A 21,738-nucleotide genomic window follows, 5' to 3' on the forward strand; every position below is an offset into this window, starting at 1 on the left:
GCTTTCAGCGCCGCCCCCTTGCCAGGCTTCCGAGGATGCCGCGCACGATTGCCCGTCCGACGGATGACCCGACCGAACGAACGACCGATTTGATCGCCGCCTCCGCCACCGTCTGGCGATTTGACGCTCGCGGCGCCGGTGCTCGCCTGCTGCCGGTGGGCTGGTGGGCGGGATCGTCATTGCCGAAGCCTGGAATGGTCCAGCGTGAGCGGCCGCTCTCCTGCTGCTGCGCCTCCGCGTCCAGCGCATCCTTGGCTTTTTTCTGCAGCATCTCGAAAGCCGAGTCGCGATCGACGGTCTGATCGTACTGTCCCGCGACCGGGCTCTCGGTGATCAGCATACGGCGCTCGTCAGGCGTGATCGGCCCAAGTCGCGACGACGGCGGGCGAACCAGGGTCCGCTGGACCATGGACGGAACACCTTTGGCTTCCAGCGTCGAGACCAGCGCCTCGCCAGTGCCGAGCTGCGTGATCACGGTTGCACAGTCGAAATCGGGATTGGGCCTGAACGTCTCGGCGGCGGTCCTCACGGCCTTCTGCTCCCGTGGCGTGTAGGCGCGCAGGGCGTGCTGCACGCGGTTGCCGAGCTGGGCTAGAACCGTTTCGGGGATATCCAGCGGATTCTGGGTGACGAAGTAAACGCCGACGCCCTTCGAACGGATCAGGCGGACCACCTGTTCGACCCGGTCGATCAGCACCTTCGGCGCGTCATCGAACAGAAGGTGCGCCTCGTCGAAGAAGAAGACCAGCTTTGGCTTGTCGGGGTCGCCGACTTCGGGAAGCTCCTCGAACAACTCCGACATCAGCCACAACAGGAATGTCGCATAGAGCCTGGGATTCATCATCAGCTTGTCGGCAGCCAGCACGCTGATGGCGCCGCGCCCGTCGCGGGTGGTACGCATGATGTCGGCGATGCGCAACGCCGGCTCGCCGAAGAAATTCGTCGCTCCCTGCTGCTCCAGGACCAGCAGCGTGCGCTGGATCGCGCCGACCGAGGGTTTTGTGACATTGCCGTAGCGAGCGCCGATTTCTTCGGCGCGTTCGGCGATGTTGGCAAGAAGCGCTTGCAGGTCCTTCAGGTCCAGCAGCAACAGGCCCTCTTCGTCGGCGATGCGGAAGGCGATGTTCATGATGCCTTCCTGCGCCTCGGACAGGTTCATCAGGCGCGACAGAAGCAGCGGCCCCATTTCCGAGACGGTGGCGCGGATCGGATGGCCCTGCTCGCCGAACAAATCCCAGAAGATGACCGGAAATTCCTGGAAATCATAAGGATCGAGCTTGACCTGCTCGGCGCGCTTGACCAGAAAATCCTGTGCCGTGCCCATCATGGCGATACCGGACAGATCGCCCTTGATGTCGGCGCAGAAGACCGGCACGCCGGCATTGGAGAAACCTTCCGCCAGAATCTGCAAGGTCACGGTCTTGCCAGTACCGGTCGCACCGGTGACCAGGCCGTGACGATTGCCATACTGAAGCAGCAGATTTTCGGCGCGCTGGTAGCTGTCATCAGGCTTTCGGCTGGCTCCTATGAAAATACTGGTGTCGTCAGCCATGTGTCCGGTCTCCGCAAACCTGAAGTGTTGAACGCCCTGGTCTATTGAAAGTAACGGGGCTCGCCGCAGGTATAATGACGCCATTGCGCAGCGACAATGGCCATGGTCGAAATAGGGCTTTTGGAGCTTGCGGATTTTGCGCATGTTTGGCAATCGGTTGACGGTTCACCGTCGCAGGACGCGTGTTGCATTGTGATATCGGACGGGGAACCGTAGACTGACGTTTCAGGCCTATCGGCCGAGAAGACGAGGAGAGCGGATGGGCGCCGGTGCCTTGAACCACGATGCCGAACTTCCGAACCCTGACCGGCAGCGGTGGCTGGCCCTTGCGGAAAAAGCCTTGGCCGGCGGATCCTTAGAAAAGCTCGTATCCCATACGGACGATGGCATCCGCATCCAGCCGCTCTATGATCGTTCAGTCACCGCAGAGCCTCTCGCGCGGGCAAATCCCAGATCGCCGTGGATCGTCAGCCAGCGTATCGACGATCCGGATATCGGCCGTGCCAAAGCCCAGGCCCTGGAAGACGTCGCACAGGGCGCCACCGGATTGTCGCTTGTCTTCGAAGGCGCGCCGAATGCGTTCGGCTACGGCCTGCCGAGGACTGCCGAGGCGCTGGAGACCGTGCTCGACGGCGTGCCGCTCAACCGCATCCAGGTCCGCATCGACGCGCATCCCTGGAGCCGCGCCGTGGCCGACTGGCTGGTTGCGTTCTTGAGCAAGCGCCGGTCGGACCCGGCAAAGCTCAACCTTTCCTTCGGTATCGATCCGGCGGCAATCTTTGCCGGAACCGGCCGGTTGCGGATGTCGATCGAGGCCCTGCAGGCATCGATGCCGCAGTCCCTGGCACATTTTTTCTCGATGGGCGTGCCCGGGGTTCTGCTGGAGGCAGACGGACGCGTCTTCCACAATGCCGGCGCCACCGAAGCGCAGGAGCTGGGCGCCATGATGGCTTCGGCGGTCTCCTATCTCCGGATGTTCGAGGAGGCGCGCCAGCCGCTCGTCTATGCGGCGCCCCATATCGGCTTTGCGCTGAGCGTCGACCAGGATCAATTCGTGTCGATGGCCAAGGTCAGGGCTTTGCGCAGGCTGTGGGCGCGTGTACAGGAGGCATGCTCGATCGCCGCCTCCACCGCCAACATCCATGCCGAGACGTCCTTCCGCATGATGACTTCGGCGGACCCGGAGACGAACATCCTGCGTACTGCGATCGCCGGTTTTGCCGCGGCAGCCGGCGGGGCGGATTCGATCTCCATCCTGCCGCATACGATCGCGCATGGCCTGCCGGCGGGCTTTGCCCGCCGTGTCGCCCGCAATACGCAACTGATCATGGCCAGCGAAAGCCATATCGATCATGTCGCCGACCCTGCTTGCGGTTCGGGCGCGGTTGAAGCGCTGACCGCCGAACTCTGCGAAGCGGCGTGGGAAGAATTCCAGCGGATCGAGGCGGAAGGCGGCGTGCTGTCCAGCCTGCAGCGAGGACACATCCAGAAACGGGTTCAGGCGGCCGCCGCCCGCCGCAATGCTGCCCATCAGGCGGGCAATCGGGCCATCATCGGCACGACGCTTCACCCGTCGAAGACCGAACGTCCGGTCGAAACGCTGGCGGCGGAGCGGCGGCCTGCCGTCGCCGAGGGCGTAGCGGTGTGCGAGCCGCTGTTTCCGATCCGCCTCGATCAATCGATCGGAGCAGCGCCATGATCCCGGATTTCAGCCAGATCGGCTGGTCGGCGCCGCGCCGGGCGCCGATCGAGGCCAAGGGCCAGCGGATGACCCCGGAAGGGCTGGCCATCAAGCATCTGTACAACCAGGGCGACCTCCAGGGGTTACCGCATCTCGACACCTATCCGGGCCTGCCGCCATTCGTGCGCGGCCCCTACCCGACCATGTATGTCCAGCAGCCGTGGACGATCCGGCAATATGCCGGCTTCTCGACAGCGGAAGAGTCGAATGCCTTTTACCGGCGCAACCTTGCAGCCGGCCAGAAGGGACTGTCGGTCGCTTTCGACCTCGCCACGCATCGCGGCTACGACAGCGATCATCCGCGTGTCGCCGGCGATGTCGGCATGGCCGGCGTCGCCATCGATTCCATCTTCGACATGCGCCAGCTCTTCGACGGCATACCGCTTGACGAGATGACAGTGTCGATGACCATGAATGGCGCGGTGCTGCCGATCATGGCGCTCTACATCGTGGTGGCGGAAGAACAGGGCGTTGCGCAGAAGGACCTCGCCGGAACCATTCAGAACGACATCCTGAAAGAGTTCATGGTGCGCAACACCTACATCTATCCGCCAAAGCCTTCGATGCGGATTGTGTCGGACATCTTCTCCTACACGTCGCAGCACATGCCGAAGTTCAATTCGATTTCGATCTCCGGCTATCACATGCAAGAGGCAGGTGCGACCGCCGACCTCGAGCTCGCCTACACGATCGCCGACGGCATCGAATATGCCCGCGCCGGTATCGCGGCGGGTCTCGATATCGACCGTTTCGCGCCGCGCCTTTCCTTCTTCTGGGCGATCGGCATGAACTTCTTCATGGAGGTCGCCAAGCTGAGGGCAGCCCGCCTTTTGTGGTCGAACCTGATGCTGAAGAACTTCTTGCCGAAGGACGAGCGCTCACTGTCGCTGCGCACCCATTGCCAGACTTCGGGCTGGTCGCTGACGGCGCAGGACCCCTACAACAACATCATCCGCACCATGATCGAGGCGATGGCGGCGACGCAGGGTCATACGCAATCGCTGCACACCAACTCCTTCGACGAGGCGATGGCGCTGCCGACAGACCATTCGGCTCGTATCGCCCGCAACACGCAGCTCATCCTGCAAAAGGAATCCGGTACCACCCGCATCATCGATCCATGGGGAGGTTCCGCCTATCTCGAACGGCTGACGCATGACCTGGCGGCGCGCGCGCTTGCCCATATCGAAGAGATCGAGAGCCTGGGCGGCATGGCCGCCGCAACCGAAAAAAACATACCGAAGCTGCGCATCGAAGAGGCCGCCGCGCGCACGCAGGCGCGGATCGATTCCGGCGAGCAGATACTGGTCGGCGTCAACGCCCATCGTCCGGAGACGGACATCAAAGTCGACGTGCTGAAGATCGACAACGCCGAAGTCAGAGCCCGTCAATTGTCGAAACTGCAACGGCTGAAAGGCACGCGCGACGTCGCTGCCGTCGAGAGCGCACTGAATGCGCTGAGCCGCGCTGCGGAGAGCGGCGAAAATCTGCTGGAGTTCGCCATTCGCGCCGCGCGCGCCAACGCCACGGTCGGCGAGATTTCGCTGGCTCTGGAAAAGGTCTTCGGCCGCCATGTCGCTTCGGTCCAGACGATCTCCGGCGTCTATCGCAAGGCGCTCGGCGACAATCCGGTGGTCGACCGGCTGCAGGACAAGATCGTGGCGTTCGAGGAGAAGTCCGGCGGCAAGCCGCGCATTCTCGTCGCCAAGATGGGGCAGGACGGCCACGATCGCGGCCAGAAGGTCATCGCCACGGCCTTTGCCGATCTCGGCTTCGACGTGACCGTCGGACCGATGTTCCAGACGCCGGACGAGATCGCCAGGCTCGCGGTCGAGCACGACGTGCATATCATCGGCGCCTCGTCGCTGGCGGCGGGACATTTGACGCTCATTCCCGAACTCAAGGACGCGCTGAAGAAGCTCGGACGCGACGGCATATTGATCGTCGCCGGCGGCGTTATCCCGCCGCAGGATTACGATGCTGTGATGCAGGCGGGGGCCGCGGAGATCTTCCCGCCGGGCACGGTCATCCCCGAGGCCGCCGACCGGCTGATGGACCGGCTGTTGCGGGTTGGATGAGTCGTTATAACATATGTTGTAACGATGGCGGGTTTCGTTATAATTAGTGTTGCAACCAAGGTGCAACACCACGAACACGACCATCCGCAAGATCGGCAATTCCGAAGGCGTCATCCTGCCGAGGGAGCTTCTCGATCGTCTGAACCTGAAGGCTGGCGACCAGCTTCAAATCGTTGAAACCGGTGATGGCCTTGCGCTGAAGCCGGTGGACGATAGCTTCGAGCGGCAAATGAAAGCTGCCCGCGAGGCGATGGACAAATACAAAGTGGCGCTTCGAAAGCTCGCCGAATGAGCTGGCAATTCCTGAGCCGGCGCGCCGTGGAAGCGATGCACGCGGAGCAGCTGCGCCGGCATGGCGGCGCACAAGGTTTGAGAGACGAGAGTGCTCTTGAATCGGCGCCCGCCCGAGCCGAGAACAAGGCGAACTATGGTGATCCATCGATCGAGGATCTGGCTGCGGCCTATATCTTCGACACCGCCAGAAATCACCCCTTTGTCGACGGCAACAAGCGCACGGCCATCGTCGCCGCCGGCGCGTTCCTGATTGTCAACGGCTATACGCTGACGGCCGACAACGGCACGATCTATGAATTCGTCATGGGTGTCGCCGCCGGCGAGATCGACGAGGCTGGGGCGGCGGCATTCTTCCGCGACCATGTCGTCAAGATCGAGGTCTAATTGTCGGAGAGCTTGACGATTTCCCACTCCTTGCCATTCACCACGGCAATTTCGCCGACCTTCTTGCCGAACAAAGCCAGGGCCATCGGTGAAACATGGGAAATCGTGCCCTTGGCCGGATCGGCCTCATCCTCGCCGACGATCTTCCAGTGCACCTTCCTGCCGTCATCGCCTTCCAGCGTGACACCCATGCCGAAGCGAACCAGGTCGCTGCCCGGTTCCGGCACGGAAAGCTCGGCGCTTTCACGCCGCGCGGTCCAGTAGCGCAGGTCGCGCGAGATGAGCGCGATGCGCTCGCGGTCGGCCCTCTTCTCCGCTCTGGCCAGATCATCGCGCAGGACAGCCAGTTCGGCGTCGATCAGCGCCAGGCCGCGTTGCGTCACCAGATTGCGATGCTGACTGATCGGCCGCTCGCCGATGCCGGCGATGGCGTTTTCGCTATCCTCTTCACGCGTGAAGGCTCTGCTCATTAGTCGAGCTTATGCCTCGCGCGGCGACTTCACAAGCTATTGCCGGCAAACCCGGATCGGCCGATCCGGTCTGGCACGATTCCTGCGGCGCGACGGCCGAACGCTGGGAATCTGTGCCGATGTTGAACAGACGAAAATTTCTCGCACAAACCGCCGGCTTTGCCGTCCTGGGCCTCTCGCTCGGCAAGGCAGCGGCGGCCAGCGTGCCCGGCATCGACAATGCCCCGATGCGAGGCTCGATCAACGCTGCCGACCTCGGCGTGCGGCCCGGCGCGCTTGACGACCAGAGCGAGGCCTTCGCCACGCTGCTGCGCCAGGCAAACGACCGCGACATGCCGGTGTTCCTCCCGCCGGGCACCTACGTCGTATCCAACCTTTCACTGCCCAGCCGCGTCAGACTTTCCGGCGTGCCGGGCGCATCGCGGATCGTCTATGGCGGCAACGGCCATCTGCTCATGGCCGAACAGGCCGAGCATATCGAATTCACCGGACTGGTGTTCGACGGCACCAACCGCTGGATGGGCGACTACGCGCAAGGCCTGCTCGACTTTCGCCGCGTCGCTCACCTCGTCATCGACAATTGCCGGATATCAGGCAGCGGTAAGAACGGCCTGGCGCTCGAGCATGCTTCGGGCCGCATCGAGCGCTCGGAAATATCAGGCGCGGCCGACGCCGGCATCTATTCGGTCGAAGCCGCCGGCCTGGAGATATCAGGCAACACCGTTTCCGACTGCGCCAATGGCGGTATCCTCGTGCACCGCCGGCAAGCGGCCGAGGACGGCACCATCGTCAGCGGCAACCGGGTCGAGCGCATTCAGGCGCGTAGCGGCGGAACCGGCCAGAACGGCAACGGCATCAATGCGTTCCGCGCCGGCAACGTCGTCATCTCGGGCAATATCGTCTCGGATTGTGCGTTTTCGGCGATCCGCGCCAACAGCGCCAGCAATCTGCATATCGCCGGCAACACCTGCTCGCGGTCGGGCGAGACGGCGCTCTATTCCGAATTCTCCTTCGAGGGGGCGATCGTCAGCAACAACATCGTCGATGGCGCCGCCAATGGCATCTCTATCGTCAATTTCAACGAAGGCGGCCGCATGGGCGTGTGTTCGGGAAACATCGTCCGCAACCTCTCGACCAGCGGCCCCTACCCTGCCGACGCGCCCGGTTTCGGCGTCGGTGTCAGCGTCGAGGCGGATACTGCCGTCTCCGGCAACGTGATCGAGAATGCGCCGCTCTACGGCATGCACATCGGCTGGGGGCCGTTCATGCGCAATGTGGTCGCCACCGCGAATATCATCCGCAAGGCCGGAACCGGCATCGCCGTCACCGTGGTCGAGGGCGCCGGGACGGCGGTCGTCTCCGACAATGTCATCGACGGCGCCCAGAACGGGGCTATCGTCGGCCACCGCTGGGCCAAGCCGGTGACCGGCGATCTCGCCTCGTCAGGCAATGCCGGCTATGCGCATCTAACCATCGAGCGCAATCATGTGAGCTGAATGCCCGATCTCAGTGCAGCAGTGGGGCGGAGTGCGCCGACCTTGGCGCCGATCCGGCTTTGGATGGATGGATTTGCCTGGTCGATCAGCTTCTCCGCCAGTGCCTTGTCGGCGTGCAAAAGCCTGGCCATGCATGCCGCGACCATGACTTCAGCGGCGCGGCCAGCGCCATCATCGCATTTCAGCGCGATGCCAAGACCAAGCTCGGGAAGTGCTGCGCAATAGACGCCTTCGGCCCCTCCCTTGACAAAAATCCGGCCGGGTGCGGCCTCCATCAGCGCAACATCGGCCCTGCCTGTGCCGGCGACCAGAAAGGGCTCGGCCATGCAGGCGGAAAGCAGCCGCTTTGCGGCTTTGGCGCGCACGGGTTCAAAGCCGACCCCGGTCGCCATGCGGGCAAAGCCGAGCGCGAAGCTGCGTAGCGGCACGGCATAGGTCGGGATCGAGCAGCCGTCAGTACCGCAATGATCGAAATCATGGGCGGCACCGGTCACCGCCTGCATCGCATCGCGCACCATCTCCTGCGAGGCATGGCCTGATTTGACATAGCCGCGATGGGCGATGCCGGCGTGGACGCAGGTGCAGAGAAAGCCCGCATGCTTGCCAGAACAATTGTTGTGCAGCGCATTTGGCAAGTTGCCGGCGCTGGCAAGCGCAAGCGTCGCGTCGTGGCCGGATGGCCAATGTGCGCCGCATTCCAGCGCCACCTCGTCCAGCCCGGCCTTCGCCAGCATCGCCCGCGCCAGTTCGACATGCGCCGGCTCGCCGGAATGCGAAGCGCAGGCTAGCGCTAGTTCGCGGTCGCCGAAACCATACGCATCGGCCGCGCCGCTTTCGACCAGCGGCAGCGCCTGAATCGCCTTGACCGCCGAGCGTGGGAACACAGGGCGGACCGTATCGCCGATTTCCCAGACCGGCTTGCCATCGGCATCGAAGACCGCAATGGCGCCACGATGGGCGCTCTCGACCACGGCGCCGCGCAAAACTTCGACCAGAACCGGATTCGTCATGATTTCCCCGCTAACGCATGACCTCGAAAGTCATGCGTAAAATCAAAGTGTTACAGCGTCCTTTGCGCGCCCGGAAGGGCGCGCGGCGCTGTAATGCGGGCCGCTTTTATCTGATCCGATCGAGAATGGAAACGTAGTTGGCGACCGCAGCGCCGCCCATGTTGAAGATGCCGCCGAGCCTTGCTCCCGGTACCTGGATGCCGCCGGCCTCGCCGACGAGTTGCATGGCGCTCAGCACGTGCATCGAGACGCCGGTGGCGCCGATCGGGTGCCCTTTGGCCTTCAGCCCGCCGGACGGATTGACCGGCAGCCGGCCATCCTTCGCCGTCTCGCCGTCCAGCGCCAGTTTTGCGCCCTCGCCCGGTTTCGCCAGTCCCATCGCCTCATATTCGATCAGCTCGGCGATGGTGAAGCAGTCATGCGTCTCGACGAAGGACAGATCATCGAGCGTCACACCAGCCCTCTTCAGCGCCTGGTTCCAGGCCTGTTCGCAGCCTTCGAACGCCAGGATATCGCGCTTCGACATCGGCAGGAAATCCTGCACATGCTCGTTGGCGCGGAAGGCGACGGCGCGGCGCATCTTTAACGCAGTCGCCGTGTCGGCAAGGACCAGGGCGGCGGCGCCGTCCGAAACCAGCGAGCAGTCGGTGCGTTTCAGAGGGCCAGCGACGAAGGGGTTCTTCTCGCTCTCATGCCGGCAGAACTCATAGCCGAAATCCTTGCGCATCTGCGCATAGGGATTGTCGACGCCGTTCTTGTGGTTCTTGGCGGCGATCATCGCCAGCGCGTCCGACTGGTCGCCATAGCGCTGGAAATAGGCTTGGGCGATCTTGCCGAAAACGCCGGCGAAGCCTGCCGGCGTGTCGCCCTCCTCGGGCAGATAAGAGGCCTTGAGAAGGTTCTTGCCGATTTCTGGACCTGATGTCGTCGTCATCTGCTCGGCGCCGACTACCAGCACGATGCGGGCGGCATTGGCGTCGATGGCGCGGATGCCTTGCCTGACCGCCGCCGAACCGGTGGCGCAAGCGTTCTCGACGCGGGTCGCCGGCTTGAAGCGCAGCCGGTCGTCGGCCTGCAGGACCAGGCTTGCGGTGAAATCCTGTGCGGAAAAGCCGGCATTGAAGTGACCAAGCACGATCTCGTCGACCTCGTCCGGACCGATGCCGGCATGATCGAGCGCCTCGCTAGCCACCTTGGTGATCAGGCCCTCCAGCGTCTCGCCTTCGAGCTTGCCGAAACGCGAATGCGCCCAGCCGACGATGCATGCTGTCATGGTTTATCTCCATCCTGCGGGCCGGGCTACGCGATGTCGCAGCGCCTCAGCATTGTTCAAGCATGACCGTTCCAGCGACTTCGTGAAGGGGCCAGAACCACACAATCGCTTGATCTTGAGTATCTGGTCACGGCACCTGACTTTTGCCACCAAATCAGGCTGGATTTTTGTTGATTGATCCGTCAATAAAAAATAATCTCGTCGCAACAGGCCGGAGCAAGAATGCCGAAAGTCGGAATGGAGCCGTTGCGCCGCAGGGCGCTGATCGACGCGACGATCTCGGCGATCGGCGAGCGCGGTTCGCTTGATGTGACGATGTCGGAAATCGCCGGGCGCGCCGGCGTGTCCTCGGCGCTTGCCCATCACTATTTCGGCGCCAAGGACGAACTTTTGCTGGCGACGATGCGGCACATCCTGGCCGAGCTGACCGCCGACATGCGGCGCGCGCTTCGATCGGCCAGCACGGCACGCCAGCGCGTTTCAGCCGTGGTCGCCGTCAATTTCTCCGAAGTCCAGTTCCAGCCGGAAACGATCGCCGCCTGGCTGGCCTTCTATGTCGAGGCGCAGAAATCGTCGGCACTGCGCCGGCTGCTCAAGGTCTATGCGCGACGGCTGCATTCCAATCTGTTGAGCGGGCTGACCGGCATCCTGCCGAGAAGCGAAGCCGACCGGGTCGCCGAGGCGACAGCGGCGCTGATCGACGGGCTCTACATCAGGCGCGCGCTGAAGGACGGCGTGCCCAATGCCGCGACCGCGATCGCACTGATCGAGGATTACCTCGAAACGAAATTCAGCCGCCGGAGCGCGCAGTGACGTCCAAGCGACCCAATTTCCTGATCGTCATGGTCGATCAGCTCAACGGCACATTGTTCCCGGACGGACCGGCGGACTTCCTGCATGCGCCGCATCTGAAGGCGCTGGCCGCTCGTTCGGCGCGCTTCAAAAACAATTACACCGCCTCGCCGCTCTGCGCGCCGGGCCGCGCCTCGTTCATGAGCGGCCAGTTGCCGTGGCGCACCGGGGTCTACGATAACGCCGCCGAATTCGTCTCGTCGATCCCGACCTTCGCTCATCATCTGCGCGCCGCCGGCTACTACACCTGCCTGTCCGGGAAGATGCATTTCGTCGGGCCGGACCAGTTGCACGGTTTCGAGGAGCGGCTGACCACTGACATCTATCCCGCCGATTTCGGCTGGACGCCGGATTACCGTAAGCCCGGCGAGCGGATCGACTGGTGGTATCATAATCTCGGCTCGGTTGCCGGCGCCGGCGTCGCCGAGATCACCAACCAGATGGAGTATGACGACGAGGTGGTGTTCCTGGCCACGCAGAAACTCTATCAGCTTTCGCGCGAACAGGATGATGCGAACCATCGGCCCTGGTGCCTCACCGTTTCGCTGTCGCACCCGCACGATCCCTATGTCGCGCGCAAGCAGTATTGGGATCTCTACGAAAACTGCCAGGCGCTCGACCCAGAAACAGGGTTCATCGCGCATGACGAGCAGGATGTGCATTCGCAGCGGCTGTACCGCGCAAGCGACTATCCCTCGTTCGAGATCACCCCTGAGCAGGTGCGACGTTCGCGGCGCGGCTATTTCGCCAACATCTCCTATGTCGACGACAAGCTCGGCGAGCTTCTGGACGTTCTCAGCCGAACACGCATGCTCGACGATACCGTCATCCTGTTCTGCTCGGACCACGGCGACATGCTCGGCGAACGCGGCCTGTGGTTCAAGATGAGCTTCTTCGAAGGCTCGGTGCGGGTGCCGCTGATGATCGCCGGCAAGGGCATACCAGCCGGGCTGATCGATGCGCCGGTCTCCAATCTCGACGTCACGCCGACGCTTTGCGACCTCGCCGGCATCGATATCGGGGCGATCGCGCCATGGACCGACGGCCAGTCGCTGCTGCCGCTCACAGAGGGCAGGCAGCGCACCGCGCCTGTGTTGATGGAGTATGCAGCGGAAGGCTCCTGCGCGCCCTTGGTGGCGATCCGCGACGGCAGATACAAGTTCGTCCATTGCGAGCTTGACCCGCCGCAGCTGTTCGATCTCGAAGCCGATCCGCTCGAGCGAGACAATTTGGCCGACGACCCGGTCAATGCGGACCTGGTGGCGACGTTCATGGACAAGGTTCGGGCGCGCTGGGACATGGCCGGCTTCGACGCCGCCGTGCGCGAAAGCCAGGCGCGCCGCTGGGTCGTCTATCCGGCGCTGCGCAATGGCGCCTACTACCCCTGGGATTTCCAGCCGCTGCAAAAGGCATCGGAGCGCTACATGCGCAATCACATGAACCTCGACAATCTCGAAGAGAGCAAAAGGTATCCGCGAGGCGAATGATGACAACCCTTGTGCCCTCCCTCGATCACCTCAAACAGGCCTATGCGGTCACCGCCAAGGCGACGCAGATCACGCCGCTGCTGGAGTCGGCGGCCCTTGCCCGCGAGACCGGTGCTGCCCGCGTCTTCGTCAAGCCGGAATCGCTGCAATGGGCCGGCTCCTTCAAGGTACGCGGCGCCTATTGGCGGCTGAAGCGGCTGTCGCCTGATGAGGCCAGCAAGGGCGTCGTCGCCTACTCCTCCGGCAATTTCGCGCAAGGGCTGGCCGCCGCCGGCCAGGCGCTGGGCATTCCGGTCACGATCGTCATGCCGATCGATGCGCCGGCCGCCAAGCGCGACGCAACGGCCGGCTACGGCGCGCGCGTGGTGTTGACCGATCATGGCGAGAGCGCGCGTGAGGAGGTTGCCGCCGCCAAGGCACGCGAGATCGCCGAGACCGAGGGACTTGCGCTGCTGCATCCCTTCGACGATCCGGAGATCGTCGCCGGCCAGGCAGGCGCGGGGCTGGAAGCACTCGAACAGCTCGATGCCAAGGATGCCAGCGCCGATTTGCTGTTCTGCGCGGTCGGCGGCGGTGGGCTGATCGGTGGGGTTTCGCTGGCTTTCCACTATCTGTCGCCGGCGACAGAGATCATCGGCGTCGAGCCGGAAGGTTTTAACGGTATGGGCGCCTCTCTGGCGCATGGCGTCATCGAAACCATGCCGATCGGGCCGAAATCGATCTGCGACGGGCTGATGGCGCGCAAGCCTGGCAACGCGCCGTTTGCGGCGGTCAAGACGGCCGGCGTTCGCGGCATCACCGTCGACGATCAATCGGTGCGCCGTGCGATGCGGATCGCCTTCGAGCGGATGAAACTGGTGCTTGAACCATCGGGCGCGGCATCGCTGGCGGCGCTGCTCGGCGGCAAGGTGGATGCGCGCGGCAAGACCGTGCTCGTGGTGGCGACCGGCGGCAATGTCTCGCTCGCCGATTTCATGGTGCACATGAACCATGCTTGAGGCGGATTTCGTTATCATCGGCTCCGGCTCGGCCGGCTCGGCCATGGCCTACCGGCTTTCGGAGGACGGCAAGCATTCGGTGATCGTCATCGAATTTGGCGGCAGCGACGTCGGGCCGCTGATCCAGATGCCGTCGGCGCTGTCGATCCCGCTCAACATGAGCCTCTATGACTGGGGCTTTGCCAGCGAGCCGGAGCCGCATCTCGGCGGCCGCGTGCTGGCGACGCCGCGCGGCAAGGTCATCGGCGGCTCGTCCTCGATCAACGGCATGGTCTATGTACGCGGCCACGCCCGCGATTTCGACCATTGGGCCGAACAGGGCGCGGCCGGCTGGGGGTTTGCCGACGTGCTCCCCTATTTCAAGCGCATGGAGGACGCCAACGGCGGCGAGAATGGCTGGCGCGGCCACGGCGGCCCGCTGACCGTGCAGCGCGGCTCAAGGACGAACCCACTCTACGGCGCCTTTGTCGAGGCAGGCCGTCAGGCCGGCTTCGAGCTGACCGACGACTACAACGGCGCTAAGCAGGAAGGCTTTGGGCCGATGGAACAGACCATTCGCGGCGGCCGCCGCTGGTCGGCGGCGAGCGCCTATCTCAGGCCGGCGCTCAGGCGGAAAAATGTTAGCCTGATCAACGGCTTCGCCCGGCGGGTGATCATCGAGAATCAACGCGCCACCGGTGTCGAGATCGAAACGCGCAAACGGATTCAGGTGGTCAAGGCGCGACGTGAAGTGATCGTTGCCGCGTCCTCGATCAATTCGCCCAAAATCCTGATGCTGTCCGGCATCGGCCCGGCCGAACATCTCAGGGAATACGGCATTCAGGTGCTCGCCGACCGGCCCGGCGTCGGCCGCAACCTGCAGGACCATATGGAGCTCTATATCCAGCAGGAATCGACGCAGCCGATCACGCTGAATTCGGTGCTGAATCCCTTCTCCAAGGCGATGATCGGCGCGCAATGGCTGTTTTTCAAATCGGGTCTCGGCGCAACCAACCATTTCGAGGCGGCGGCCTTCGTGCGGTCGCGCGCCGGTGTCGACTATCCCGACATCCAGTATCATTTCATACCGGCCGCGGTTCGCTATGACGGCAAGGCGGCGGCGAAAGCACATGGTTTCCAGGCGCATGTCGGGCCGATGCGATCGAAGTCGCGCGGTTCTGTCATGCTGCGCTCGCCCGATCCGAGATCGAAGCCGGTGATCCGCTTCAACTACATGTCGCATCCGGACGACTGGACCGAGTTCCGCCACTGCATCCGGCTGACACGAGAGATCTTCGGCCAGTCGGCATTCGACCCTTATCGCGGCAGGGAGATCTCGCCGGGCTCGAACGTGCAATCGGACGACGATCTCGATGCCTTCATTCGCGATCACGCCGAAAGCGCCTACCACCCTTGCGGCACCTGCAAGATGGGCCGCACCGATGATCCGATGAGCGTCGTCGATCCGGAATGCCGTGTCATCGGTGTCGAAGGGCTGCGGGTCGCCGATTCTTCGATCTTCCCGCGCGTCACCAATGGCAATCTCAACGCGCCGTCGATCATGACCGGCGAAAAGGCCGCCGACCACATTCTTGGCCGCGCGCCGCTGGCGCCATCCAACCAGGAACCATGGATCAATCCGCGCTGGCAGGCGTCGGACAGATAGGCCATGATCCGGCGGACTGCTCCGCTCTAGCGAAGGCGATTGGAGAACAGCTATGCGCGCCCAGCCAAAGGCATCGCACTATGTCAACGGACGCTACATCGACGACGAGCAGGGTGCGCCGCTGCCGGTCATCTATCCGGCAACCGGCGAGACCATCGCGATGCTGCGTTCGGCGACGCCGAACGTTCTGGAACTCGCGATCGAAGCAGCGCGTGCAGCGCAACCGGCCTGGGCGCGGCTGAAGCCGGTCGAGCGCGGACGCATCCTGCGCCGCGCCGCCGATATCTTGCGCGCGCGCAACGCCGACCTGGCGCGCATCGAGACGCTCGATACAGGCAAGGCGATCCAGGAGACGCTGGTGGCGGACGCGCCATCGGCAGCCGACTGCCTCGAATATTTCGGCGGCGCGGTCGCTGCCTATAATGGCGAGTCCTTCGATCTCGGCGGCCCCTTTGCCTATACAAGGCGCGAGGCGCTGGGCGTCTGCGTCGGCATCGGCGCGTGGAACTATCCGATCCAGATCGCCGGCTGGAAATCGGCACCCGCACTCGCCATGGGCAACGCCATGGTGTTCAAGCCATCGGAGAACACGCCGCTGTCGGCGCTGGCGCTGGCCGAAATCTATACCGAGGCCGGCCTGCCCGACGGGCTGTTCAACGTCGTGCAAGGCTATGGCGATGTCGGCGCCGGCCTCGTCGGCCACGATGTCGTCGCCAAGGTCTCGGTGACCGGCTCGGTGCCGACCGGCCGCAAGGTGCTGTCGCTCGCCGGCTCGAAGATGAAGCATGCCACCATGGAGCTTGGCGGCAAGTCGCCGCTGATCGTCTTCGATGATGCCGATCTCGAAAACGCTATCGGCGGCGCCATGCTCGGCAATTTCTATTCGACCGGCCAGATCTGCTCCAACGGCACGCGTGTCTTCGTGCAGAAGGGCATCCACGACCGTTTCGTCGAACGCCTGACCGAGCGGACGAAGAAGATCCGCATCGGCGATCCGCTCGACCAGGAAACGCAGATGGGGCCGCTTGTCTCCAAGGTCCAGCACGAAAAGGTCATCGGCTATATCGAGGCCGGCAAGCAGGATGGTGCTGTGCTCGCCTGCGGCGGCAAGGTGCCTTCGCTGCAAGGTTTCGGCGGCGGCTTCTTCGTCGAGCCAACGGTCTTCACCGGCGTCACCGACACCATGCGCATCGCGCGCGAGGAGATTTTCGGGCCTGTCATGAGCGTGCTGAAATTCGACGGTGAGGACGAGGTGATCGACCGCGCCAACGATACCGAATTCGGCCTTGCCGCCGGCGTGTTCACGCGCGACCTGCCCCGCGCCCACCGCGTCATCGCCGAGCTGCAGGCCGGCACCTGCTGGATCAACGCCTATAATCTGACGCCGGTCGAAATTCCGTTCGGCGGCTTCAAGCAGTCCGGTATCGGCCGCGAAAATTCGCTGGCGGCGCTGGCGCTCTATTCGCAGCTGAAGTCGGTCTATGTCGAGACCGGGGATGTGGCGAGCCCCTATTGAGGCTCGCGGCTACTGCTGGTCAGCCGCTGTATTTGCCCGACTGGAAATCCGGTCGGATGCGAGCTCGATGAATTCCTTGACGAGGGGCGAAAGATGCCGGCTGCTCGGATATAGGACATGCAGCCCGCCGACCGGAGTCGTGTAGTCCCGGAGAACGCGGCTCAGCCGCCCCCCATTGATGAGGGGCTCGGCGATGCTGTGCGGCAATTGGGCGATGCCGAAGCCTGCGAGCGTGGCCGCAACGACCGCCTGCATTTCATTCGCGGCGAAGCGCCCGGCCACCGTGACCGTTTCCTCGCCGTGTGGCCCGTCCAGCACCCAATGGGTGCCCGAGGTCGAAGGGCCTGCGATGACGCACTGGTGGTGCGCGAGATCCGCCAGGCGTTCCGGCATCCCGTGCCTTGCGAGATAGTCCGGGCTGGCGCAGAGCAGCCTGTGCGTGGAACCGAGTTTGCGGGCAATCAGCGTCGAATCCTGAAGGATGCCGGTTCGGAAGGCGAGATCTATACCATCCTCAACCAGGTTGAGCTTGTCGTCGGTCAGGCGGAGCTCGACCTTGGTTTTTGGATACATCGCAAGAAAGTCGACCACCGCCTGGGTGAGGAAATAGCCGCCGAAGCCGACAGGAGCCGAAACGCGGATCGTGCCCGATGGCTCCGCTCTTGCTTCCGCGAGGCGCAAATTTGCTTCCTCAATCGTCCGCAGCGCCTGGCTGCTCTGCTCGTAATAGAGCCGTCCAGCGTCCGTCATATTGAGGCTGCGTGTCGTGCGCTGCAACAGGCGGACCCCGACCTCGCGCTCGAGCGCGGCAATGCGGCGGCTGACCGTCGTCTTGGGCATGGCGAGCAGGCGCGCGGCGGCGGTGAAGCTGCCAGCTTCGACGACGCGAGCGAACACCACGATGTCGTTGAGGTCGAGCATTGTATCCATTGTTGGGACAACGTTTTCCAATTATAGGTGGTTATGCATCAATGCGATAGGTCCTAATTTTGCTCCAGCGAACGGAAAAGGAGCGAACAAGATGACCACCAAACGAAACGTTCTGGTGACCGGCGCCACAGGCCAGCAAGGCGGCGCAGTTGCGCGTGCTTTGCTGTCGAGTGGTGGACATCGCGTCAAGGCACTGACCCGCAAGCCGGACAGCGATGGCGCACGGCAGCTGGCGTCGGTAGGCGCCGAGATCGTGGCCGGCGATCTCGGCGATACGGCCTCCGTTGTGAAGGCAGTCAAAGACGTCGACACCATGTTCTTGATGGGCAACAGCTACGAAGCCGGGATGGAAGAGGAGACCCGCCAGGGGATTCTAGCCGCCGATGCAGCCAAGGCTGCAGGCGTCGGGCATCTGATCTATTCGTCCGTTGCCGATGCCAACAAGAAAACCGGCATCCCGCATTTCGAAAGCAAATATCTCGTCGAGCAGCATGTCGAACGGCTCGGCATTCCCTATACGATCAGCGCCCCGGTTGCCTTCATGGAGAATTTCGTCGCGCCGTGGTCGATCGGCGCGCTCAGCCAGGGCACGCATGCCTTTGCAATGCCCGCCAAACGTGTCCTCCAGCTGGTCGCACTTGCCGACATCGGCGCCTTCGTTGCCGCCCTGGTCGAGCGACGCGAGCGCGTGTTCGGCAAGCGCTTCGATATTGCGGGAGACGAGTTGTCCGGCGAAGACCAGGCCAAGATCCTTTCGCAGTCCATCGGCCGCCCGATCAACTATCAGGCAATTCCAATCGCGGTGGCCCGCCAACAAAGCGAAGATACGGCGCTGATGTTCGAATGGTTCGACCGCGTCGGCTATGACGTCGATATCGCTGCCTTGCACAGGGATTTCCCGGAGGTCCGCTGGCACAGTTTTGCCGACTGGGCGCGGAAGTTCGACTGGCGTGCCCTTGAGCGGGCTTATTCCGCTGCCTGAGTTCCTGTAGACATCATCGGCCGATGAAAACTGGGGGGAGCGGACCAGCTGTAACGGGAAAATTTGGTCCGCTCCCCACCGTGGCCTTCTAACGCCGCGATGAAATGAGAAAACCTAAAGCGCGTCGCGTTTTGACCGGCCTCATGCGACGCGCTTTAGGTTGTTGTTTTATGCATGTCGTTATCGCAAAACCGCTGCACACTTTTGCGCGACATGCATTAGAACGTCTGGTTGTAGGCGCCGACTTCAGGGCTGCGGCGCAGCACCGCATCGACGGCTTCGAACATCTGCCGGCGCCGCTCGGATGACACCGGGCTCTCCACCACGACGACAAGCTCCGGCTTGTTCGACGACGCCCGCACCAGGCCCCAGGTGCCGTCCTCGGCCACGACGCGCACGCCATTGACGGTTATCAGATCGGCGATCTTCTGGCCGGCGAAGACCGTGCCGTCCTGCTTCATTGCCTGAAAATCGGAAACGACCCGCTCGACCACGCCGTATTTCAGCTCGTCGGCGCAGTGCGGCGACATGGTCGGCGTGCCGAAGGTCAGCGGCAGGTCGCGATAGAGATCGGCCATACTGCTGGTCGGGCTGCGATCCAGCATCTGACAGATGGCGATAGCTGTGATGAGACCATCGTCATAGCCGCGCCCGATCGGCGGATTGAAGAAGAAATGACCGGATTTCTCGAAACCGGCGATGGCGCCAAGCTCGGCCACGCGCCGTTTTATGTAGGAATGGCCGGTCTTCCAATAGTCGGTGATGGCGCCATCGGCGCGCAACGCGGCGTCGGTGTTGAACAATCCGGTCGACTTGACGTCAACGACGAAAGTCGAGCCGGGATGCAGTCGCGCGATATCGCGCGCAAGCATGACGCCGACCTTGTCGGCGAAGATCTCGTTGCCTTCATTGTCGACCACGCCGCAGCGGTCACCATCGCCGTCGAAGCCGAGCCCGACGTCGGCTCCCGTCTCCAGCACCTTGTCGCGGATCGCGTGCAGCATCTTCATGTCTTCGGGATTGGGATTGTAATTCGGAAACGTATGATCGAGCTCGACGTCCAGCGGGATCACCTCGCATCCGATCCGCTCCAGCGCTTCAGGTGCAAAGGCGCCGGCGGTGCCGTTGCCGCAGGCGGCGACCACCTTGAGCTTTCTCGATATGCGCTTGTCCCGGGTCAGGTCGTCGAGATAGGTTTTGCGGAAATCCGCAACGAAGTCATAGGAGCCGCCGCCGATAAGATCGAAGTCGCCGGCAAGCACGATCGTCTTCAATGCGCTCATTTCCTCCGGGCCGAAGGTCAGCGGACGCGCCGCCCCCATCTTGACGCCGCTCCAGCCGTTTTCGTTGTGCGAGGCGGTGACCATGGCGACGGACGGCGTGTCGAGCGCGAACTGGGCGAAATAGGCCATCGGTGACAGCGCCAGCCCGATATCCCTAACCCGCGCGCCGGCGGCCATCAGCCCGGAAACCAGCGCCAGCTTGATCGCCAGCGAATAGGAGCGGAAATCATGACCGGTCACGATATCCGGCCCGGCGCCCAGGCGTCGGATCAGCGTGCCGAGCCCCATGCCGAGCGCCTGGACACCGATCAGGTTGAGCTCAGGCGGCTTCGCAGATCCAGGATGGCCGAACCACCAGCGCGCATCATACTCACGAAAGCCGGACGCCTTGATCAGCGCCGAGGTTTCAAACTCGAAGGTGTTGGGAAGGGCTTCGCTAACGATCTTCAGGGACAAGACAGCAACTCCAAGCGGCTGGAATCAGAGTGGTTTTAACGCAGGTGGCCATGCCTATAACATGAGCCCTTAAGCGGTGTTTATCCCGCAGGGAACTGAAACCTGTATGACGTTACGGCGAAAGCGGAAGAAATGCGACAGAAGCGTTGCCATTGGCGCTTGCAGGAACGAAGTGCGGCGGCTATAAGCCCGCGGTCTGGTCACGGAGTGTAGCGCAGCCTGGTAGCGCACATCGTTCGGGACGATGGGGTCGCAGGTTCAAATCCTGCCACTCCGACCAGAAAAAACAAGCACTTAGCTTTTTCCCGAAGCTGCCTCCCACCTGAAACTCACTCGCAAGCCCAAATCTTCTACGCGTTTTCGGCGTGACTTCCATGCCGTATTGGCCGGCGGCTAACGCGCCATAAGGATCGGCATCGGCGGGTCTTCAAGCATCGAGACGGTGACGCCGCCGAAGATGCGCTCGCGCAACCGGGAATGACCATAGGCGCCCATCACCATCAGATCGGCGGCCATGTCGACCGCGTGCCTGCGAAGCACGTCGGCGACTGAATGATCCAAGCTGGGCAGCCGGTCGACCGTGACATTTACGCCATGCCACGCGAGATAGGCAGCGGCGTCGGCTCCGGGTTCGGCCCCGTGGCGGTATTCGTCCTCCACCGGATCGACCATGACAAGGTGCACCTCATCGGCACCTGGCAGCATGTCGAGCGACTCGCGGACGGCACGCGATGACTCCAGACGGGCGTCCCAGGCGATCAGCACGCGCTTCGGCTTCAGTGTCGGCCTCGGTCCCTCGGGGATGAGCAGCAAGGGCTTTCCCGAAGAAAACAATACGCCTTCGATCGCTTTGCTTTTCAGCGTTTCGTTGGCAAGCAACTCCGGTCCAATAGCCGTAATGTCGGCGTAGCGGGCACGGCGGCCGATGGTGTCGTCGGCCCAGCCGGCTTCCGGATACTCGTTGGAGACATCGGCCGAAAGAACCCTGCCGGCGAGAAAAGCCGACACGGCAGCGGTTCGCTTCTTCAACAGATTCTCGTCGGCCTGACGCTCCTCGAGCCAGGCTTCTGAAACGACTGCGGCATACTCCCCGACCGGTGGCGGCGCAGCTACGGCAACGACCAGAACAGCGAGATGGGCGCCGATTTCGGTGCACAGGCCGGCGGCGAGCTTGAGATCGTCGTCTCCCTTGTTCGGTCCCGTAACGGTAAGTATCGTCCTGAAAGCCATGGCGGCTGCTCCCGATTTTGCGTCAAAGCCCAATCGTCGTTGCAAAAACAGCGAGACGGCT

At 63.2% G+C, this 21,738-nt stretch carries 18 protein-coding genes and 1 tRNA gene; 12 read left to right on the plus strand and 7 right to left on the minus strand.

The features are described from left to right. Positions 1–4: 4 nt before the first annotated feature. Positions 5–1,552 carry a helicase HerA-like C-terminal domain-containing protein gene (locus AC0L3L_RS09485; RefSeq protein ID WP_473637362.1) on the minus strand — a complete coding sequence of 516 codons (1,548 nt, stop codon included), beginning with the start codon at positions 1,550–1,552 and terminating at the stop codon, positions 5–7. A gap of 259 nt (positions 1,553–1,811) precedes the next feature. On the opposite strand from AC0L3L_RS09485, the gene AC0L3L_RS09490 reads away from it, so the two are divergent. From AC0L3L_RS09490 to AC0L3L_RS09505, 4 genes are read left to right on the plus strand one after another with little or no spacing between them, the layout of a single operon-like run. Then, positions 1,812–3,251: a methylmalonyl-CoA mutase subunit beta gene (locus tag AC0L3L_RS09490; protein WP_473637363.1), complete on the plus strand. Its 1,440-nt coding sequence runs from the start codon at positions 1,812–1,814 to the stop codon at positions 3,249–3,251. Then, complete coding sequence (gene scpA, locus AC0L3L_RS09495) at positions 3,248–5,371, plus strand: methylmalonyl-CoA mutase (RefSeq protein WP_473637364.1); 2,124 nt, start codon at positions 3,248–3,250, stop codon at positions 5,369–5,371. Before AC0L3L_RS09490 ends, scpA begins: the two co-directional genes overlap by 4 nt. 46 nt (positions 5,372–5,417) lie before the next feature. Further along, the gene (locus tag AC0L3L_RS09500) at positions 5,418–5,663 is read left to right on the plus strand and encodes an AbrB/MazE/SpoVT family DNA-binding domain-containing protein (protein ID WP_473637365.1); all 246 of its coding nucleotides are present in this window, start codon (positions 5,418–5,420) and stop codon (positions 5,661–5,663) included. Continuing rightward, positions 5,660–6,049 carry a type II toxin-antitoxin system death-on-curing family toxin gene (locus tag AC0L3L_RS09505; RefSeq protein WP_473637366.1) on the plus strand — a complete coding sequence of 130 codons (390 nt, stop codon included), beginning with the start codon at positions 5,660–5,662 and terminating at the stop codon, positions 6,047–6,049. The genes AC0L3L_RS09500 and AC0L3L_RS09505 overlap by 4 nt, the downstream gene beginning before the upstream one ends. Here the strand turns inward: AC0L3L_RS09505 and greA are convergent. Further along, positions 6,046–6,519 carry a transcription elongation factor GreA gene (gene greA / locus AC0L3L_RS09510; RefSeq protein ID WP_258118353.1) on the minus strand — a complete coding sequence of 158 codons (474 nt, stop codon included), beginning with the start codon at positions 6,517–6,519 and terminating at the stop codon, positions 6,046–6,048. The genes AC0L3L_RS09505 and greA overlap by 4 nt on opposite strands. 119 nt (positions 6,520–6,638) lie before the next feature. Here greA and AC0L3L_RS09515 point away from each other — a divergent pair, with 119 nt between their 5' ends. Continuing rightward, complete coding sequence (locus AC0L3L_RS09515; RefSeq protein WP_473637367.1) at positions 6,639–8,015, plus strand: TIGR03808 family TAT-translocated repetitive protein; 1,377 nt, start codon at positions 6,639–6,641, stop codon at positions 8,013–8,015. On the opposite strand, the gene AC0L3L_RS09520 is transcribed toward AC0L3L_RS09515, so the two are convergent. Both AC0L3L_RS09520 and AC0L3L_RS09525 read right to left on the minus strand, forming a co-directional pair. Continuing rightward, positions 8,003–9,025 carry an asparaginase gene (locus tag AC0L3L_RS09520; protein ID WP_473637368.1) on the minus strand — a complete coding sequence of 341 codons (1,023 nt, stop codon included), beginning with the start codon at positions 9,023–9,025 and terminating at the stop codon, positions 8,003–8,005. The genes AC0L3L_RS09515 and AC0L3L_RS09520 overlap by 13 nt on opposite strands. A gap of 106 nt (positions 9,026–9,131) precedes the next feature. Beyond that, complete coding sequence (locus tag AC0L3L_RS09525) at positions 9,132–10,298, minus strand: acetyl-CoA acetyltransferase (RefSeq protein WP_473529380.1); 1,167 nt, start codon at positions 10,296–10,298, stop codon at positions 9,132–9,134. Between the two features lie 222 nt (positions 10,299–10,520). On the opposite strand from AC0L3L_RS09525, the gene betI reads away from it, so the two are divergent. The 5 genes from betI to betB are packed head-to-tail and all read left to right on the plus strand — an operon-like array spanning position 10,521 to position 16,796. Then, the gene (gene betI / locus AC0L3L_RS09530) at positions 10,521–11,111 is read left to right on the plus strand and encodes a choline-binding transcriptional repressor BetI (protein WP_473637369.1); all 591 of its coding nucleotides are present in this window, start codon (positions 10,521–10,523) and stop codon (positions 11,109–11,111) included. Beyond that, positions 11,108–12,637, plus strand: coding sequence for a choline-sulfatase (betC, locus tag AC0L3L_RS09535; RefSeq protein WP_473637370.1), 1,530 nt, complete (start codon positions 11,108–11,110; stop codon positions 12,635–12,637). Before betI ends, betC begins: the two co-directional genes overlap by 4 nt. Further along, the gene (locus tag AC0L3L_RS09540; RefSeq protein WP_473637371.1) at positions 12,634–13,635 is read left to right on the plus strand and encodes a threonine/serine dehydratase; all 1,002 of its coding nucleotides are present in this window, start codon (positions 12,634–12,636) and stop codon (positions 13,633–13,635) included. The genes betC and AC0L3L_RS09540 overlap by 4 nt, the downstream gene beginning before the upstream one ends. After that, positions 13,628–15,280: a choline dehydrogenase gene (betA, locus tag AC0L3L_RS09545; protein WP_473637372.1), complete on the plus strand. Its 1,653-nt coding sequence runs from the start codon at positions 13,628–13,630 to the stop codon at positions 15,278–15,280. The genes AC0L3L_RS09540 and betA overlap by 8 nt, the downstream gene beginning before the upstream one ends. Positions 15,281–15,332: 52 nt before the next feature. Next, positions 15,333–16,796, plus strand: coding sequence for a betaine-aldehyde dehydrogenase (gene betB, locus AC0L3L_RS09550; RefSeq protein ID WP_473637373.1), 1,464 nt, complete (start codon positions 15,333–15,335; stop codon positions 16,794–16,796). 9 nt (positions 16,797–16,805) lie between these two features. Here betB and AC0L3L_RS09555 read toward each other — a convergent pair whose 3' ends face one another. Beyond that, complete coding sequence (locus AC0L3L_RS09555) at positions 16,806–17,717, minus strand: LysR family transcriptional regulator (protein WP_473637473.1); 912 nt, start codon at positions 17,715–17,717, stop codon at positions 16,806–16,808. Between the two features lie 100 nt (positions 17,718–17,817). Between AC0L3L_RS09555 and AC0L3L_RS09560 the strand changes: the two genes are divergently transcribed. After that, positions 17,818–18,708 carry an NmrA/HSCARG family protein gene (locus tag AC0L3L_RS09560; RefSeq protein WP_473637374.1) on the plus strand — a complete coding sequence of 297 codons (891 nt, stop codon included), beginning with the start codon at positions 17,818–17,820 and terminating at the stop codon, positions 18,706–18,708. A 218-nt stretch (positions 18,709–18,926) separates the two neighbouring features. Here AC0L3L_RS09560 and AC0L3L_RS09565 read toward each other — a convergent pair whose 3' ends face one another. Further along, a complete protein-coding gene (locus AC0L3L_RS09565) occupies positions 18,927–20,447 on the minus strand; it encodes a phosphomannomutase/phosphoglucomutase (RefSeq protein ID WP_473488782.1) in 1,521 nt (506 codons plus the stop codon). A 203-nt stretch (positions 20,448–20,650) separates the two neighbouring features. On the opposite strand from AC0L3L_RS09565, the gene AC0L3L_RS09570 reads away from it, so the two are divergent. Further along, positions 20,651–20,727 (plus strand) — tRNA-Pro (locus AC0L3L_RS09570). Between the two features lie 113 nt (positions 20,728–20,840). Here AC0L3L_RS09570 and AC0L3L_RS09575 read toward each other — a convergent pair. Then, on the minus strand, positions 20,841–21,677 hold the full coding sequence (locus AC0L3L_RS09575) for a universal stress protein (protein ID WP_473637375.1): 837 nt from the start codon (positions 21,675–21,677) through the stop codon (positions 20,841–20,843). Positions 21,678–21,738: the final 61 nt, after the last annotated feature.

Source organism: Mesorhizobium sp. WSM4849, from assembly GCF_055811385.1.

Excerpts from the sequence above, each read along its gene's own strand:
- AC0L3L_RS09485 (WP_473637362.1), bottom strand. The coding sequence starts at position 1,552 with ATGGCTGACGACACCAGTATTTTCATAGGAGCCAGCCGAAAGCCTGAT.
- AC0L3L_RS09490 (WP_473637363.1), top strand. The coding sequence starts at position 1,812 with ATGGGCGCCGGTGCCTTGAACCACGATGCCGAACTTCCGAACCCTGAC.
- scpA (WP_473637364.1), top strand. The coding sequence starts at position 3,248 with ATGATCCCGGATTTCAGCCAGATCGGCTGGTCGGCGCCGCGCCGGGCG.
- AC0L3L_RS09505 (WP_473637366.1), top strand. The coding sequence starts at position 5,660 with ATGAGCTGGCAATTCCTGAGCCGGCGCGCCGTGGAAGCGATGCACGCG.
- greA (WP_258118353.1), bottom strand. The coding sequence starts at position 6,519 with ATGAGCAGAGCCTTCACGCGTGAAGAGGATAGCGAAAACGCCATCGCC.
- AC0L3L_RS09515 (WP_473637367.1), top strand. The coding sequence starts at position 6,639 with ATGTTGAACAGACGAAAATTTCTCGCACAAACCGCCGGCTTTGCCGTC.
- AC0L3L_RS09520 (WP_473637368.1), bottom strand. The coding sequence starts at position 9,025 with ATGACGAATCCGGTTCTGGTCGAAGTTTTGCGCGGCGCCGTGGTCGAG.
- AC0L3L_RS09525 (WP_473529380.1), bottom strand. The coding sequence starts at position 10,298 with ATGACAGCATGCATCGTCGGCTGGGCGCATTCGCGTTTCGGCAAGCTC.
- betI (WP_473637369.1), top strand. The coding sequence starts at position 10,521 with ATGCCGAAAGTCGGAATGGAGCCGTTGCGCCGCAGGGCGCTGATCGAC.
- AC0L3L_RS09540 (WP_473637371.1), top strand. The coding sequence starts at position 12,634 with ATGATGACAACCCTTGTGCCCTCCCTCGATCACCTCAAACAGGCCTAT.
- betA (WP_473637372.1), top strand. The coding sequence starts at position 13,628 with ATGCTTGAGGCGGATTTCGTTATCATCGGCTCCGGCTCGGCCGGCTCG.
- betB (WP_473637373.1), top strand. The coding sequence starts at position 15,333 with ATGCGCGCCCAGCCAAAGGCATCGCACTATGTCAACGGACGCTACATC.
- AC0L3L_RS09555 (WP_473637473.1), bottom strand. The coding sequence starts at position 17,717 with ATGCTCGACCTCAACGACATCGTGGTGTTCGCTCGCGTCGTCGAAGCT.
- AC0L3L_RS09560 (WP_473637374.1), top strand. The coding sequence starts at position 17,818 with ATGACCACCAAACGAAACGTTCTGGTGACCGGCGCCACAGGCCAGCAA.
- AC0L3L_RS09575 (WP_473637375.1), bottom strand. The coding sequence starts at position 21,677 with ATGGCTTTCAGGACGATACTTACCGTTACGGGACCGAACAAGGGAGAC.